The sequence below is a fragment of the Gymnodinialimonas sp. JB5-7 genome (genome assembly GCF_055693405.1).
This window is the reverse complement of sequence record NZ_JBVFUX010000004.1, coordinates 443,842-458,322: the sequence shown is the minus strand read 5'-3', so window position 1 is coordinate 458,322 and position 14,481 is coordinate 443,842. Positions and strand designations below refer to the sequence as shown.

The window sequence follows — 14,481 nt, the reverse complement described above, 5'->3', positions numbered from 1 at the left end:
GCAACCTGTTGCTCGAAAAGGATATTTCAATGAAGCACTTCGTTCTTGCTCTGGCCCTCGCCGCACTGCCGTCCGCCGCAATTGCACAAGACATGATGTCGGTCTGCTACTCCCGCGGGTCAGAGGCTGAAGGCGTCACAGGCTTCCTTCACTATCTCGATGGCCGCGCGCTGCGCATCGACAGCCCCAATTCAGGCGAGGCCCGCACCCGCCTCACCGAATGGCAGGATCCCGGCTTCGCGGAAGAGATGCTCAGCCAACTCACGCGTTACTGGGGTGACATCCCAACCGACCTGCTGGACCAATGCGACGATGGATGGCGCGACACGGTTGTGGTCCGCTACGATGACGGCTCGACCGCGGTGCGCGAAGGCTCCTGCATCCGCAATCCCGTGGCCCAAGCCCTCGATGCAATCTTCGCGCAAACCGCATCCTTGGCGGAAAATCCGACACGATCTTATATCGACGGCGCCGCCGAAGGGGTTTATGCCCTGTGCTTTCACAACTGGTGATCCATGAGCTTCATTGACCCCGAGATTTTCTTCACCGTCCACGCCGATCTGCCCCGTGAAGGCCCGGGCGAGACGGCAGATGTGGCCTGGGCGGCCGAGGTTGCAGGCGTCACCTCGCGCGCCAACATCCTCGATGCGGCCTCCGGCCCCGGGGGCGATATCGGCGCGCTTCTGCGTGTCGCAGCGCGTGGTCACGTCACGGCCATCGACAAGCACGCCCCGTTTATTGAGGCGGCAGAGGCGCGCTGGGGCAAGAACGACAACGTGGCCCTTCTAACCGGCGATTACCTCACGCCCGAAGGCCCGTTCGATTTCATCTGGTGCGCGGGCGCGGTTTATTTTGTTGGGATCGAGGCCGCGCTGGCCGGCTGGCGCAATGCGCTCGCCGAAGGCGGGTCGATTGCCTTTTCTGAACCCTGCCTCTTCACCGACACCCCCTCTGATGGGGCCATTGCGTTTTGGGACGGCTATGACCGTTTGACCGATGCCGATGGGATTGCTGCCCAGATCGATGCCGCGGGCTACGACGTGGTGGCCACCCGCCGCATCTCCGATATCGCCTGGGAAAGCTACTATCGCCCAATGGAAGACCGTATCTCGAAATTGCGACGTGGCGCCGACGAAAAGATGATTGCCGCCCTCGATGAACACAGTGCCGAGATTGAGGCGTGGCGCACCCACAAAGACGAGACAGGCTACCTTCTGTCGGTGGTCAAACCAAAGCAATGAGCCTTCAGGCCTGTGCAGATCTGGTCGCGCGGGGTGATCCGCGCCGGTTCCGGGCGGCCATGGCAGCCCCGCTAGAGGCGCGCGAAATCCTGCTGCCGCTTTACGCCTTCAATATCGAGGTCAGCCGCGCGCCTTGGCTGACCGAAGAGCCGATGATCGCAGAGATGCGCCTGCAATGGTGGCGGGATGCGCTGGAAGAAGTGGCCGCGGGGCGCGGGCGTCGGCACGAAGTCGTCGATGCATTGGGCTTTCTCGACGCCGAAGGGGCAGGGCGGCTCGACCAACTGGTCGCGGCCCGGCGCTGGGACATCTACAAGGATGCCTTCGAGGATGAAGGGCATTTCCACGAATATCTGGACCGGACAGGTTCGGCCCTGATCGAGGTCGCCTGCCATGCCCTTGGCGGAACGGTGGACGATGACGTGCGTGCCATCGGCTATGCCTCTGCCCTCGCGCGGTATCTGGTGGCTGTGCCAGCGTTGGAGGCGCGCGGCCGTCTGCCGCTGGTCGATGGCCGGGCTGAGGCCATTGCCGCCCTCGCGAAAGACGCGCTTGATGGGTTGCCACACCGCCTGACATCTCCGGCCCTCTTCGAGGCGGCGGGCGCACCCGCCATTCTGCGGCGTGCCGCCCGCGACCCGATGGCCGTGGCCGAAGGGCGGCTGGAGGGCAGCCCCTTGTCCGACCGCTGGAGCCTAATCTGCGCCGCGACGCTGGGGCGGCTTTAGCGCAAAATGCGTCCAAACGGTCACATCCTGCGGATCAGCCCCAAACTGTGACCATCTGGACGGAGTTTTCCGGAAAAAAGCGACCAGATGGGCGCAACTGTGACCATTTGGTCAGGGTTTGGCTCTTCGCCTCAGGCGGGTTGAGAGGACGGTTTCATCGCCAGGTAGATCAACGCAGCCCCGGCCAGAACGAGGAACGGCGCCATGGCCAAATTCACGCTTGTCCAACCCGCCACAACATCTTCGCCACCTGAATGCATCAACACGCCCGAACTCAGCGAAGCGATGGTCACGCAGCCGAACACCACGAAATCATTCATGCCCTGAACGGCTCCGCGTTCCTCCGGCTTATGGGCCTGTGTCAGCATCGCCGTGGCGCCGATGAAACCGAAATTCCACCCTAATCCCAATAGGATAAGCGCCGCGAAGAACTGATACAGCTCCACCCCCGTTAGGGCCACAACACCGGCAGCGGCCAGCAGGACAAGGCCAGTGGCGACAATCTTGGTGGTTCCGAACCGTGCGATCAGATGGCCGGTGAAAAAGGACGGCGCGAACATGGCGATCACGTGGGCGGAGACGACATCTGCCGCATTGCCGGTCGTAAACCCACATCCGACAACGGCCAAAGGCGTCGATGTCATCATGAGGTTCATCAACGAATAGCTGACCGCCCCGCAAATCATGGCCACAACGATCTTGGGATCTTTGAGCAATTCCAACCGGTTACGCCCACGCGGCGCGTCCGCTGCAACAGCCTCGGGCTTCGGCAGATCAAGAAATGCAAACAGCGCCGCGCCCAAAAGGTTGATCACGATCACCGCAGCATAGGTGCCCAAAAACGGGATCACGGTCGCCTCGGACGTGGCTTTCACAAGCTGCGGCCCGACAAAGGCAGACAAAAGACCACCCGCCATCACATAGGAAATCGCCTTGGGCCGGAAGCTGTCAGACGCCGTGTCGGTGGCCGCGAAACGGTAAAAACCCTGCGCGCTCATATAGATACCGGTCAGGTACGAGCCTGCGAGGAACAGCGGAAAACTGTCGATCCACAACCCCGCCGCCGAAACAGCAGCCCCCGCCGCACCGCCTGCGGCGCCGATGTAGAAGCCCAAAGTGCGCCCATAGCGCTGCATCAGCGCGGACAACCAAGGCGCCGTTGTCATGGAGCCGAACACGATCAACGAGATCGGGATCGTCGCCAACGCCGGGTTGGGCGCAATCATCAACCCCGCAAGGCCGCCAACCACGAAAATCATCGGCATCTGCGCGCCCAGAAGGGCCTGCGCCAGCACCAGAACGACCACATTCCGCTTGGCGCGGCTGTCGTCTGAAGCGGGAAGGGATTGCGTGCTTTCGACCATGGATTGAGCGGTATAGGGTTTGCCCGACAGGGTCCATAGACGCAAATGTCACGTTTTCGGGCACCGGGGGATATTGGGGATTTTGAAACCAGTGGACAACATGGCCGTGCCCGTGCCCAACCGGATCGTGACAGAGGATGATGTCGCCGCGGGCCATGCGCATCTGTTGCGGATTGAGCCCAGATTTTCCCGTATTCCCGGACCTTTACCGCTGCGTCGGCGCCCGGATGGGTTCAGTGCTCTTTTGCAAGCCATTGTCGGGCAACAGGTCTCAACCGCGTCCGCCGCTGCGATCTGGGCGCGTTTGCAAGCGGCTGATCTTTGCGAGGAGGGGGCCGTGGCAATGGCCACTGAGGAAGCTTTGCGTGCCTGTGGTCTCTCTCGCCCCAAGGTGCGCTATGCCCATGCCCTGGCCCGCGCCCGGATCGACTATCCCGCCCTGCGCGACGCGGAAACCGAGACGGTCATCGCGACCCTCACCTCTGTGACAGGCATCGGGCGTTGGACCGCTGAAATCTATGCGAAATTCGCCCTTGGCCATGCGGATGTCTTCGCGGCCGGGGATCTAGCCCTGCAAGAAGGCGCGAAGCTGCTGTTTGACTTGCCAGCGCGCCCGTCCGAGCGTGAGATGCGCGACATGGCCGAGGCGTGGAGCCCGGTTCGGGCCATTGCCGCCCGCGCGCTCTGGGCCTACTACCGGGAAAAGACCAAACGCGAAGGGGCGCTTTGATGGTGCGGACGCTGGACTACAAGACCAAGGGCTCCCATTCGGGTGACACGAAGAGCCTGGTGATCTTTCTGCACGGCTATGGGGCCGATGGGGGCGACTTGTTAGGGCTGGCTGATCCGCTGGCCGAACACCTACCCGATACCGTCTTTGCAGCGCCCGATGCACCGGAGCGGTCGGTGATGAATCCCATGGGGTTTCAATGGTTTCCGATCCCCTGGATCGATGGCTCGTCCGAGGAGGTCGCCGCCGAAGGGATGGAGCGGGCCGTGCATGATCTCAATGGCTTTCTTGACCATGTGATGGCCGAGAATGGCGTGACGGCGGCTGAAACTGCGCTGGTGGGTTTCAGCCAGGGCACGATGATGAGCCTGCATGTCGCGCCGCGCCGCGCAGACGCGTTTGCAGGCGTTGTTGGTTTCTCGGGCCGCCTGCTGGAGCCTGAGAGCCTGGTGGACGAGGTGGTCGTGCGCCCTCCGGTCCTTTTGATCCATGGCGATGCCGACGATGTCGTTCCGCCACAATCGCTGCCGGAGGCCGCCGAAGGGTTGCAAAATGCCGGTTGGGAAGAGGTCTACGCTCATATCATGAAGGGCACAGCACATGGGATCGCGCCCGACGGGCTAAGCGTGGCTTTGGCCTTTCTGCGGGACAAGTTACCATCATGAAATCCCTGCTCGCCAGACTGTTGGGACGGGATGGCGGCCTGCAGGAGGGGGCATTGGTGGGTGTGCTGTTTCACGCGAAAGGCACCTTATTTGAGCCCTATGAACGGCGGATCACGGCGCGCGGTCCAGGCTCTAACGAGGCGATGGAGCCGGAGTATTGGAGCGTCCTCGCGCCAGATACGGACGCGCCGGCGTTGGGCGAAGCCGCCCTTGCGGCCTTTGATCGGGTGCGTACGGTCAAAGGCAATAAGGAAGGGATGTGGGGGCGACCGGGCTATGCGGACGAGGTTCGCGCGGCTCTTGGTCTCAAACCCCGTGCGGCGTTATGGAGCGCTGCTGGAAAGGTCACTCTATCCGTGGATGCAGGAGACTTGATCTTGCGCCCCATGCAACCGGAGGGTCGGGCGGGTGCATTCACGTTTATGAAGGGCCACGGCGTTCCTGCGCTGGCTTTGAAAGATTTGTCCGCGGAGCGATTGGGGGCACGGCTGATGCGGGCGCGCGATCTGGTTTTGCCGCGTCGCTGAGACTGTCATGTCCCGGTCACACAGCCGGGCTAGGTCGATCACAACCACTTCATCTATTTTGCTTGCCGCAGGGCGGCACCTAGATATAGTGGCCAAAAGGCAGGAGCGGGGGCTCCCGCTCTGGTGCCGCGAACGGGCAGACAGGGCGGAGAAGGACTCGATGCAGGCAACGACCCCCGACAGTGTAGACGGTGACTTCCGAACCAACTTTGTGCGTGAGCCGGGCGCGTTGCGCCATAACCCGGCGCTTGTGCTGAACGCAGATTACCGACCGCTCAGCTATTATCCACTCTCCCTTTGGCCCTGGCAGGAGGCCGTGAAGGCCGTCTGGCTTGATCGGGTGCAGATCGTAGCGGAGTATGAGGACTATGTTCATTCGCCCTCCATGGCGATCAAGATCCCGTCGGTGGTAGTGCTGAAGGACTATGTGAAGCCGCAAAAACGCGTGGCCTTCACGCGGTTCAACCTGTTTCTGCGGGATGAGTTCAGCTGCCAATATTGCGGGGCGAAGGGCGATCTGACCTTCGACCATGTGGTGCCGCGTGCGAAGGGCGGGGTGACGTCTTGGGAGAATGTTGTCGCGGCGTGTTCCAAATGCAATTTGCGCAAGGGGTCGCGCAGTTTGCGGCATTCGGGTCTGTCGCTGCGCCAACCGCCGCGTCAGCCGGGCGCGGAAGAGCTGCGCAACCGGGGGCGGAAGTTTCCGCCGAATTACCTTCACGAAAGCTGGATGGATTTCCTTTACTGGGACAGCGAGCTGGAGGCGTAAGGCGCTCTTTGGGGGCCAGCCCCCAAACCCCGAGGTATTTGTAAAACAAGGAAGGCAGGGCCGTGACAGTCGCCACGGGCGCGCATAGCATAGCGTGGCCGAATGGGGAGTTATTCTATGGCTGATCCTTTCTTCCAACCACCGTCGGGCACCGATCTGCCGCGTTATGCCGGTGTGCCAAGCTTTATGCGTCTGCCTTACCTGACGCCTGAAGATCCGCGGCGTGCCGAGGTTGATATCGGCTTTTTCGGTATGCCGTGGGACGGGGCCACGTCGAACCGGCCGGGGGCGCGGCATGGGCCGCGGGCGCTCAGGGATGCGTCGACGATGATCCGGGAGATGAACCGGCATACCGGGCAGGAGCCGTTCAAAGCGGCACGGGTCGCTGATCTGGGCGACATCGCCATGAGCCCTGTCGATCAGGACGAGGCCTTGCGCGATGCGCAGGCGTTCATCGGAGATGTGCTGGGGCAGGGGATTCGACCGTTCATGGTGGGCGGGGATCACCTGTGCACGCTGACGGTTTTACGTGAATTGCGCAAAGCGCGCGGCGCGCCGTTTGGCCTGGTTCTGCTCGACAGCCACACGGATTTGTATCCGGCCTATTTCGGTGGCGAGACGCTGACCCATGGCAATCCGTTCCGGCAGGGGATTGAGGAGGGCTGCCTTGATCCGGCGCGCTGCGTGATGATCGGGATGCGCGGAACCTCTTACAATAACTCGGATTTTCAGTACGGGTGGGACAAAGGCGTGCGGATCATTCCGGTGGAGGAATGCATGGAGCGCGGCTGGCCGTCGACCATGCAGGTGGCGCGCGAGGTGGTGGGCGACGCACCAACCTACCTGAGCTTTGATATCGATTTCATCGACCCGGCCTTTGCGCCCGGAACTGGCACGCCGGAGGTGGGAGGGCCGACCTCCTATGAGGCGATCCAATGCGTGCGTGCATTGCGGGGGCTGGATGTGATCGGGGCGGATCTGGTTGAGGTCTCACCGCCCTTTGACACGAATGGCATCACCGCTTGGTTAGGCGCGTCGGTGATGTTCGAATTGCTCTGTGCGATGCAGCCATGAGCTGCCGCGAAACCGCGTTTCCGGGCATAATGAAGCTGTAGTTTTTCCGTAATTATTCTGTAACTACAATTGTAGTGCACGAAAGAGGTCAGACAGTGGAGGAATACGGGCGAAATTCCCTGTCTGCGCATCTGCTCGAAACCGATGCGGCGGCGGGTTTTGAGGTGACGGAAGATTTCGAACGCTTCAGTCAGATGAACGACATCTTCACGCGCGCCTTTTGGGACCCCGCGGTGAAGACCGCCGATACCGAGGCCTTCTTTGCCTCCTACCGGATGGAGGCCGCGCCGCGGCGGGGCGACGGGTTCACGCAAAAGGATTTCGCGCTGCGCAATGCTGCGTGGCTGATCAGCGACCTGATCAGCGAGCGCTGCGCAGCGGAGGGGCTGCGCGAGGGATTCCAAGGGCCGATCCGGGCCGATACGCCCGTGGCGCCGGACAAGGCCGATCTGGGGCCGCCCGCTGCGGAGGCGTCCGAGATTAAGGCGATCGCGAAACTATTCGGGGCCGATCTGGTGGGTATCACGCACCGTGACGACCGCTGGCACTACAAGGATCGGCCCGATACGCGCGCGATGAAACCGGTGGCGAACGACCTGCCGGATGGCTTGAGCCATGTCATCGTCATGGGCCACGCCATGGATGCGGATCTGGTCGAGACCTATCCAAGCGCGCTGGCCGGCGCCGCAACGGGGCGCGAATACAGCCATGAGGCCGCCATCGTGATGCAGGTTGCCGCCTATATCCGGAACCTCGGCTACAATGCAGTGGCCAGCATGAACGATACGGCGCTGGTGATCCCCTATGCGATCAAGGCGGGGCTTGGGGAATATGGCCGCAACCAGATGGTGCTGACGCCGGAATTTGGCCCGCGCGTGCGGTTTTCCAAAATCTTCACGGATTTGCCGCTGGCCGTCGACGGGCCGCGCGATCTGGGGATGAAGGACTATTGCACCGACTGCGATGTCTGTGCGGCGGCCTGCCCGGTGAACGCATTGCCGTTCGGGCCCCCGGATTTCGGCGAGGAGGTTGCGGCAGGCTCCCCCTCCACCCTGCGGGGGTGAAGAAATGGTCGTCGAACGCCGAGGCCTGTTTTGGCTATTGGGCGACGCTGAAATCCGATTGCGCGATCTGCATGCGCGTGTGCCCGTTGACCATGCCGCGGGATGACAGCTTCGGGCGGCGCTGGTTCCGATTGGCCACCGGATCGCACGGCGCGCGTGGGCGCGCTGTGGCGCGAAAATGGGCCGCGCGCCGGGCCAAAGCACGGCTGCGGCCAAAGGCGTGGTGGGCGCGTCTGCGCGACTGATTTGCGCAATCTGACATCGCCGGTTGCGTGGCCACCGGAAGTGATAGACTTTCCCTGTGGGTTTCGGATAAGGAAGCGCTGTTAGCGCTAACGTTCCGACGATTACGTCGGCCCATAAGAATATCGAGAGGACAGAGCATGGTCTCGCGCGTCATTCCGGTGGAACCGTTTGATCTGGTGATTTTTGGCGGCACGGGGGACCTTGCGCGGCGCAAGATTTTGCCCGCCCTGTATCGTCGTTTCCGGGATGGGCAGATGCCCGATGGGGCTCGGATCATCGGGGCCGCACGTTCCGACTTGGATGCCGAAGGCTATCGCAAGGAAATCCGCGCGGCGTTCAAGGAATTCCTGCGTAAGGAAGAACGCGACGATCAGATGGACGCCTTTCTTGAGCATGTCGATTACCTTGCCATCGACGCGATGGGGGACGGCGGCTGGAAGGCACTGAAAAGAAGATGCGCGACGGGGTCACGCAGGCCTTTTATTTCTCGGTCGGTCCCAGCCTGTTTGGCGCATTGGCCGAACGGCTGCATGCCCATGACATTGCGCATGAAGATGCGCGGATTGTTGTGGAAAAGCCTTTTGGGCGCGATTTGGCCTCGGCCCGGGCGTTGAACGCAACGCTGGCGGAGCATTTCGACGAAAAGCAGATTTACCGTATCGATCACTATCTGGGGAAAGAAACCGTCCAGAACCTGATGGCGATCCGGTTTGGCAACGTGCTGTTCGAGCCGTTGTGGAAGGCGCAATATGTCGACCATGTCCAGATCACCGTAGCCGAAGAGGTCGGCGTTGGTGGGCGGGGGGCCTATTACGACAAATCCGGCGCGATGCGGGACATGGTGCAGAACCACTTGATGCAGCTTTTGTGTCTGACCGCGATGGAGCCGCCCAACCGGTTTGAGCCTGATGCGGTCCGCGACGAGAAGTTGAAAGTGATCCGCGCACTGCAGCCGGTGCCTGCGGCGGACATTGTGCGCGGGCAATATGCCGGGAATGACGGGCCGTCTTACGTGGAGGACGCCGAAGCGCCCGAGAGCCGGACCGAAAGCTACATCGCAATGAAGCTGGAGATTGCGAATTGGCGCTGGAATGGCACGCCGTTCTATTTGCGCACGGGCAAGCGGATGAAGGCGCGCAAGTCCGAGATCGTGGTGACGTTCAAGGACACGCCGCATTCGATCTTTGATGAGGATGCGGGGCAGAAGGCGAACGTCTTGTCGATCCGTCTGCAACCCGATGAGGGGATCGACCTGAGCGTGACAATCAAGGAGCCGGGGCCGGGGGTATGCGTCTGGTGGATGTGCCGCTCGACATGACCTTCGCCGATGCCTTGGGGCCGGATGCCGAACATGTGCCCGATGCCTATGAGCGGCTGATCATGGATGTGATCCGGGGCAACCAGACGCTGTTCATGCGCGGCGATGAGGTTGAGGCGGCCTGGGCGTGGACTGACCCGTTGATCGAAGGCTGGAAAGAACGCGGCGACAAGCCTTCCACCTATGAGGCGGGGTCGGCCGGGCCGGAGGAAGCCTTGATGTTGATGCATCGCGATGGCCGCCGGTGGAGGGATCTGACATGAACATCGTCGAATATCCCGATCGGGACATGATGATGCTGGATCTGGCCGACAAGTTGACGGCTGAGCTGGCCGATTGCCTGCGCCGGCACGAGAGTGCGACGTTCTGCGTGCCCGGAGGCTCCACCCCGGGGCCGATCTTTGATGTCCTGAGCGAGCAGGCTTTGGATTGGGACCGCGTTGCGATTGTGTTGAATGATGAGCGCTGGGTCGATGAAGACAGCCCACGGTCGAACACGGCGATGCTGCGCAAACGGTTATTGGTTTCAAAGGCCTCCGACGCGACGTTGATCCCGCTGTTCAAACCGGGTGTTGCGGCGGAAGACGCGATGGAGGAGCTTGGCGCGGGACTGGACGGGCATTTGCCAATCTCGGTTCTGCTGTTGGGCATGGGGGCCGATATGCACACGGCCTCTCTGTTTCCTGGTGCGGATAACCTTGAGGCGGCCTTGGCGGCGGATGCGCCGCGCCTGATGCCGATGCGGGCCGAAGGTGCGGGTGAGCCGCGGATTACGCTGACGGCGCCGGTTCTGAACGGCGCGATGAGCAAGCATATCCTGATCACCGGTGCAGAGAAACGCGCGGCATTGGAACGGGCGCGTACCCTGAGCCCGCAAGAGGCGCCCGTGGCGGCGGTCTTGCAAGGCGCAACGGTGCATTGGGCGGAGTGACGGACATGAGCGATATCTGGGCAGATCTTGACGCGCACAACAAAACCAAGGCGCGGCGTACGATCCTTGAACTGTTCGAAAAGCCGGGCCGGGCAGAGGCATTTACCGCCAAAGCGGATGGGTTGCTGTTCGACTATTCGAAAACGCAGATCGACGCTGGCGCCATGTCACTGTTGCTGGAATTGGCGCGCGCCAGCCGGGTCGAGGCCCGCCGTGCGGCCATGTTCAGCGGTGAGAAAATCAATGAGACCGAGGGCCGTGCCGTTCTGCACACCGTCTTGAGGGCGTCCGGTGGAACGGTTCTGGTCGATGGCGAAGACGTCATGCCGGGTGTGTTGGAGACCCGCGCCCGTTGCCTTGCGTTTGCTGAGGCGGTGCGCAGTGGTGCCTTTGCCGGCGCGGGCGGGCGGTTCACGGATGTCATCAACATTGGCATCGGCGGGTCCGATCTTGGCCCGGCCATGGCAACGCTTGCGCTGGCCCCGTACCATGATGGGCCGCGACTGCACTATGTCTCGAACGTAGACGGAGCCGACATCAACGACACGTTGCAAGGGCTTGATCCAAAAGCAACTTTGGTGATCGTCGCGTCGAAAACCTTCACCACGATCGAGACCATGACCAATGCGCAGACGGCGCGGGATTGGATGGCCAGGGAGGTGGCGGACCCCGCCACGCAATTCGCGGCCCTCAGCTCGGCCACCGACAAGGCGGGTGACTTCGGCATCCCGGCGGAGCGCGTCTTTGGGTTCGAGGATTGGGTCGGCGGGCGCTATTCGCTTTGGGGACCCATCGGTTTGGGCATCATGATCGCCATCGGGGCGGAGGCGTTTGAAGCCTTCCTCGCGGGCGGCGCTGCCATGGACAGCCATTTTCAGGACGCTGATTTGGCCGACAACCTGCCCGTGCTGCTTGCGCTGGTTGGTGTTTGGCACAATCAGGTGCAAGGCCACGCGACCCGCGCGGTGCTGCCTTATGACAATCGGCTGAGCCGTTTGCCCGCCTACCTTCAGCAGTTGGAGATGGAGAGCAACGGGAAATCCGTTGCGATGGATGGCACGGCCTTACGCCGGAATTCCGGCCCTGTGGTCTGGGGGAGCCCGGCACAAACGGGCAGCACGCCTTCTATCAGTTGATTCATCAGGGCACGCGGGTCATCCCATGTGAATTCCTGGTCGCCGCCCGCGGGCACGAGCCGGAGCTAGCCCATCATCATCGTCTGCTTGTCGCAAATTGCCTCGCACAATCCGAGGCGTTGATGCGGGGCCGCACGCTGGAAGAAGCGCGTGAGATCATGCGGGCCAAGGGGCTGGAAGGCGCCGAACTGGAACGACAGGCGGCGCACCGCGTATTCTCGGGCAACCGGCCCTCAACGACTTTGCTCTACGATCAGCTGACGCCGTTCGTTCTGGGCCAGATCATCGCGCTTTATGAGCACCGCGTATTTGTCGAAGGTGTGATCCTTGGCATCAATTCCTACGATCAGTGGGGCGTGGAATTGGGCAAGGAATTGGCCGTTGCGCTGGAGCCCGTTCTGAGCGGCGCGTCCGATGGGGCGGGCAAGGATGGTTCCACCCTTGCCTTGGTTGAGGCGGTTCGATCGGCAGGTCAGGCATAGAGCCTGGCCTGATCAGGTGCGGCCTATAAGGGGCGCTCTTCGAACTGTTCACACTCGGTGCACTCTTCTTCCGGCTCTTCCGACTCCACCGGTGCGGACGCTGGCTGTTCCTCAGCCTCTTCGTCTTCGTTGAGAATACCGCAGACATAATCGGTGTAGTTGCCAAAGACCGTGCCCTCAGGGAACAGGCCGGAATTGCGTGCCCATTCCAGCGCGCGGCGTTGGTTGAACGCAATGGAACGGGTCAGGCCGCCTTCACCGACGACAACCAGAAAGCGGTTACCTCCGGATACGAAGTGCAGGGCTGGCGTATTGTTCCCATCCGCCGCGGCACAACGCGACACGCCAACAAAGTCAGCGGCGGCGGGAAAGGCGAGTGCGGTGGTCAGGGCAGCAGATAATGCAAGTGTTCGGGCCTTGGTGTTTGAGGGGGACATGGTGGCAGACCTTCCGGGAATATAATTAACGAATTAGCAGACTTCTTGTTTTTGCGCTGGCAACACTCTGTTGCCGGGGTCGAGGCAAAATAACCTCTGTGTACGCCGTCGGGCTTGAAATACTGGCGGGGCGTCGGGGTTCTTCAATATCCGCAAAGATTATCAGATCACGCCGCTGTGAACAGTTGCGGAAAACCCGACCTATTCCCTTAACCCTCAGAGACTGCGCCGTCCTCGTCCACAAAAGCGCGGCGACCGGCATCCGGGATCGGATAGCGCCCCGGCGCCCCGCGGTTGAGCAGCACAACCACCGCGCCGCCGCGCGCTGTTTCCTGGGCTTTTGCCCCCGGAACCCAAACGGCATATTCCATTGTGAAGGACGTATTGCGGAAGCGGCTGACCCGGCCCGTGACGACGTAGTCCAGCCCAAGCCCCATCTCGGCCAGGTAGGTGCATTCGACCTGTTTCAGCACGAGACGCGGTGAGGTTGAGCCATAGTCCGTGACATGGCGTGCCTTGAGGAACGGCAGGCGAAAACTCTCAAACCAGCGCAGATAGGCGGTGTGGTTCACATGGCCCAGGGCGTCGATCTCTCCGAACCGGACCCTGTCGGCCAGTCCGAACGTCCAGGGCGCAGGAATGCCGAGATCGCGCAGGCTGTCGGCCCCAAGGGGGTGTGATAGGGCAATGAATTCATGCCTCTAATCTGACGAGGCGGTTGGGAAGGGGCAAGATGGCACGTATCGCATTCGATCTTGATGGCACGCTTTTGGACAGCGCGCCGGATATTTGTCTGGCGGGCAATGCAGCGCTGGAAGGGACCGGGGCCGATCCGATGGATACGGGCGAAGCGCGCGGTTATGTCGGCTCGGGCGCTGCGGTGTTTGTGGAAAGGATGATGGCGGCACGGGGTCTGCCTGATGCACAGCACGCAATGCTGCTGGAGCGGTTCATCGATGCCTATGAGGGCGCCGTGCACCTGACCCAGCCCTATCCCGGTGCCTTGACGGCCCTTGAGCGGTTGAGCGCGCAGGGGCATCATCTGGCGATCTGTACCAACAAGCCGATGCGTCCGACACGGGCAGCGATGGCTCATTTCGGGTTGGACCGGTTCTTTGGCGCGGTTTTTGGCGGCGACAGCTTGCCGGTGCGAAAGCCTGACCCTGCGCCGCTGCACGCGGCTTTGGAGGCGTTGGGGCAGGGGCCTGCGTTGTTTGTCGGTGACAGCGAGGTGGATGCCGAGACCGGGGCTGGTGCGGGGGTTCCGACACTGATCTTCACGCCGGGTTACCGCAAAGCCCCGCTGGAGACGCTGCCCCATGCGGGTGCGTTTGATCATTGGGATGATCTGCCGGATTTGGTGGAGGCGGTGCTTGGAGCGGGTAACGGAATCGAACCCGTAACTGAAGCTTGGGAAGCAGGTTTGAAAATTTGATATTTTGTTTGATTATCAATATTTTGACATAGGCTTGAGGTCAAGATTTGTCGGAAAAGTGTCGGCTCAGTGACTTTGGAGCGGGTAACGGAATCGAACCCGTAATTGCAGCTTGGGAAGCTGTCGTGATACCTTTTCACCATACCCGCTACGCCTCAAACCGGTAAGTGAGACTTGTTCATTGGTCAAGACACAGTCTCCGTTGAACAGACCCTTCATAGTCAGAAACGATCGAAAGGTTGTCCGAGTTAGAGGCACTATTTCTGTTGACCGTTCTGCAACTTCGGCAAACGCGACAATGGATGATTGGGTGAAGCCGGTACGCGGTCAGCGA

General features: G+C 61.6%; 15 protein-coding genes, 1 tRNA gene and 2 pseudogenes. 14 read left to right on the top strand and 4 right to left on the bottom strand.

What is annotated here, in order from left to right; translation table 11 throughout:
* Positions 1-29 precede the first annotated feature (29 nt).
* From ACZ1HK_RS02985 to ACZ1HK_RS02975, 3 genes are read left to right on the top strand one after another with little or no spacing between them, the layout of a single operon-like run.
* Positions 30-512: a hypothetical protein gene (locus tag ACZ1HK_RS02985; protein ID WP_472627394.1), complete on the top strand. Its 483-nt coding sequence runs from the start codon at positions 30-32 to the stop codon at positions 510-512.
* 3 nt (positions 513-515) lie between these two features.
* Positions 516-1,241 (top strand): class I SAM-dependent methyltransferase, encoded by a 726-nt coding sequence (locus ACZ1HK_RS02980; protein ID WP_472627393.1) that lies wholly within the window; start codon positions 516-518, stop codon positions 1,239-1,241.
* Positions 1,238-1,969 carry a squalene/phytoene synthase family protein gene (locus ACZ1HK_RS02975; RefSeq protein ID WP_472627392.1) on the top strand — a complete coding sequence of 244 codons (732 nt, stop codon included), beginning with the start codon at positions 1,238-1,240 and terminating at the stop codon, positions 1,967-1,969. Before ACZ1HK_RS02980 ends, ACZ1HK_RS02975 begins: the two co-directional genes overlap by 4 nt.
* Before the next feature lie 131 nt (positions 1,970-2,100).
* On the opposite strand, the gene ACZ1HK_RS02970 is transcribed toward ACZ1HK_RS02975, so the two are convergent.
* Positions 2,101-3,333, bottom strand: a complete 1,233-nt coding sequence (locus ACZ1HK_RS02970; RefSeq protein WP_472627878.1) for an MFS transporter — start codon at positions 3,331-3,333, stop codon at positions 2,101-2,103.
* 100 nt (positions 3,334-3,433) lie between these two features.
* On the opposite strand from ACZ1HK_RS02970, the gene ACZ1HK_RS02965 reads away from it, so the two are divergent.
* From ACZ1HK_RS02965 to pgi, 10 genes and pseudogenes are all read left to right on the top strand, one after another.
* The gene (locus ACZ1HK_RS02965) at positions 3,434-4,063 is read left to right on the top strand and encodes a DNA-3-methyladenine glycosylase family protein (protein ID WP_472627391.1); all 630 of its coding nucleotides are present in this window, start codon (positions 3,434-3,436) and stop codon (positions 4,061-4,063) included.
* Entirely contained in the window at positions 4,063-4,728 is a 666-nt protein-coding gene (locus ACZ1HK_RS02960; RefSeq protein ID WP_472627390.1) for an alpha/beta hydrolase, read from the top strand. The genes ACZ1HK_RS02965 and ACZ1HK_RS02960 overlap by 1 nt, the downstream gene beginning before the upstream one ends.
* Positions 4,725-5,255: a hypothetical protein gene (locus tag ACZ1HK_RS02955; protein WP_472627389.1), complete on the top strand. Its 531-nt coding sequence runs from the start codon at positions 4,725-4,727 to the stop codon at positions 5,253-5,255. Before ACZ1HK_RS02960 ends, ACZ1HK_RS02955 begins: the two co-directional genes overlap by 4 nt.
* A 160-nt stretch (positions 5,256-5,415) precedes the next feature.
* Positions 5,416-6,024 carry an HNH endonuclease gene (locus ACZ1HK_RS02950; protein WP_472627388.1) on the top strand — a complete coding sequence of 203 codons (609 nt, stop codon included), beginning with the start codon at positions 5,416-5,418 and terminating at the stop codon, positions 6,022-6,024.
* A gap of 117 nt (positions 6,025-6,141) precedes the next feature.
* Positions 6,142-7,098 (top strand): agmatinase, encoded by a 957-nt coding sequence (speB, locus tag ACZ1HK_RS02945; protein ID WP_472627387.1) that lies wholly within the window; start codon positions 6,142-6,144, stop codon positions 7,096-7,098.
* Positions 7,099-7,193: 95 nt separating this feature from the next.
* On the top strand, positions 7,194-8,162 hold the full coding sequence (locus ACZ1HK_RS02940; RefSeq protein WP_472627386.1) for a reductive dehalogenase domain-containing protein: 969 nt from the start codon (positions 7,194-7,196) through the stop codon (positions 8,160-8,162).
* On the top strand, positions 8,159-8,407 hold the full coding sequence (locus tag ACZ1HK_RS02935) for a hypothetical protein (protein ID WP_472627385.1): 249 nt from the start codon (positions 8,159-8,161) through the stop codon (positions 8,405-8,407). Before ACZ1HK_RS02940 ends, ACZ1HK_RS02935 begins: the two co-directional genes overlap by 4 nt.
* Positions 8,408-8,545: 138 nt before the next feature.
* Positions 8,546-9,989 (top strand): annotated as a pseudogene (zwf, locus tag ACZ1HK_RS02930) (glucose-6-phosphate dehydrogenase).
* Positions 9,986-10,657 carry a 6-phosphogluconolactonase gene (gene pgl, locus ACZ1HK_RS02925; RefSeq protein WP_472627384.1) on the top strand — a complete coding sequence of 224 codons (672 nt, stop codon included), beginning with the start codon at positions 9,986-9,988 and terminating at the stop codon, positions 10,655-10,657. The pseudogene zwf and the gene pgl overlap by 4 nt, the downstream one beginning before the upstream one ends.
* 5 nt (positions 10,658-10,662) lie before the next feature.
* Positions 10,663-12,275, top strand: a pseudogene (gene pgi / locus ACZ1HK_RS02920) (glucose-6-phosphate isomerase).
* Between the two features lie 23 nt (positions 12,276-12,298).
* On the opposite strand, the gene ACZ1HK_RS02915 reads toward pgi, so the two are convergent.
* Together ACZ1HK_RS02915 and ACZ1HK_RS02910 are read right to left on the bottom strand one after the other, a co-directional pair.
* Positions 12,299-12,712, bottom strand: a complete 414-nt coding sequence (locus ACZ1HK_RS02915; RefSeq protein WP_472627383.1) for a hypothetical protein — start codon at positions 12,710-12,712, stop codon at positions 12,299-12,301.
* A 209-nt stretch (positions 12,713-12,921) separates the two neighbouring features.
* On the bottom strand, positions 12,922-13,284 hold the full coding sequence (locus ACZ1HK_RS02910) for an acyl-CoA thioesterase (protein WP_472627382.1): 363 nt from the start codon (positions 13,282-13,284) through the stop codon (positions 12,922-12,924).
* Positions 13,285-13,445: 161 nt separating this feature from the next.
* Between ACZ1HK_RS02910 and gph the strand changes: the two genes are divergently transcribed.
* Entirely contained in the window at positions 13,446-14,147 is a 702-nt protein-coding gene (gene gph / locus ACZ1HK_RS02905) for a phosphoglycolate phosphatase (protein ID WP_472627381.1), read from the top strand.
* Between the two features lie 76 nt (positions 14,148-14,223).
* On the opposite strand, the gene ACZ1HK_RS02900 is transcribed toward gph, so the two are convergent.
* A tRNA-Gly gene (locus tag ACZ1HK_RS02900) sits at positions 14,224-14,296 on the bottom strand.
* Between the last annotated feature and the right edge of the window lie 185 nt (positions 14,297-14,481).

What these genes read in the sequence shown, in the direction of transcription:
- ACZ1HK_RS02985 (WP_472627394.1), top strand. Translation starts at nt 30, where the DNA reads ATGAAGCACTTCGTTCTTGCTCTGGCCCTCGCCGCACTGCCGTCCGCC.
- ACZ1HK_RS02980 (WP_472627393.1), top strand. Translation starts at nt 516, where the DNA reads ATGAGCTTCATTGACCCCGAGATTTTCTTCACCGTCCACGCCGATCTG.
- ACZ1HK_RS02975 (WP_472627392.1), top strand. Translation starts at nt 1,238, where the DNA reads ATGAGCCTTCAGGCCTGTGCAGATCTGGTCGCGCGGGGTGATCCGCGC.
- ACZ1HK_RS02970 (WP_472627878.1), bottom strand. Translation starts at nt 3,333, where the DNA reads ATGGTCGAAAGCACGCAATCCCTTCCCGCTTCAGACGACAGCCGCGCC.
- ACZ1HK_RS02965 (WP_472627391.1), top strand. Translation starts at nt 3,434, where the DNA reads ATGGCCGTGCCCGTGCCCAACCGGATCGTGACAGAGGATGATGTCGCC.
- ACZ1HK_RS02960 (WP_472627390.1), top strand. Translation starts at nt 4,063, where the DNA reads ATGGTGCGGACGCTGGACTACAAGACCAAGGGCTCCCATTCGGGTGAC.
- ACZ1HK_RS02955 (WP_472627389.1), top strand. Translation starts at nt 4,725, where the DNA reads ATGAAATCCCTGCTCGCCAGACTGTTGGGACGGGATGGCGGCCTGCAG.
- ACZ1HK_RS02950 (WP_472627388.1), top strand. Translation starts at nt 5,416, where the DNA reads ATGCAGGCAACGACCCCCGACAGTGTAGACGGTGACTTCCGAACCAAC.
- speB (WP_472627387.1), top strand. Translation starts at nt 6,142, where the DNA reads ATGGCTGATCCTTTCTTCCAACCACCGTCGGGCACCGATCTGCCGCGT.
- pgl (WP_472627384.1), top strand. Translation starts at nt 9,986, where the DNA reads ATGAACATCGTCGAATATCCCGATCGGGACATGATGATGCTGGATCTG.
- ACZ1HK_RS02915 (WP_472627383.1), bottom strand. Translation starts at nt 12,712, where the DNA reads ATGTCCCCCTCAAACACCAAGGCCCGAACACTTGCATTATCTGCTGCC.
- gph (WP_472627381.1), top strand. Translation starts at nt 13,446, where the DNA reads ATGGCACGTATCGCATTCGATCTTGATGGCACGCTTTTGGACAGCGCG.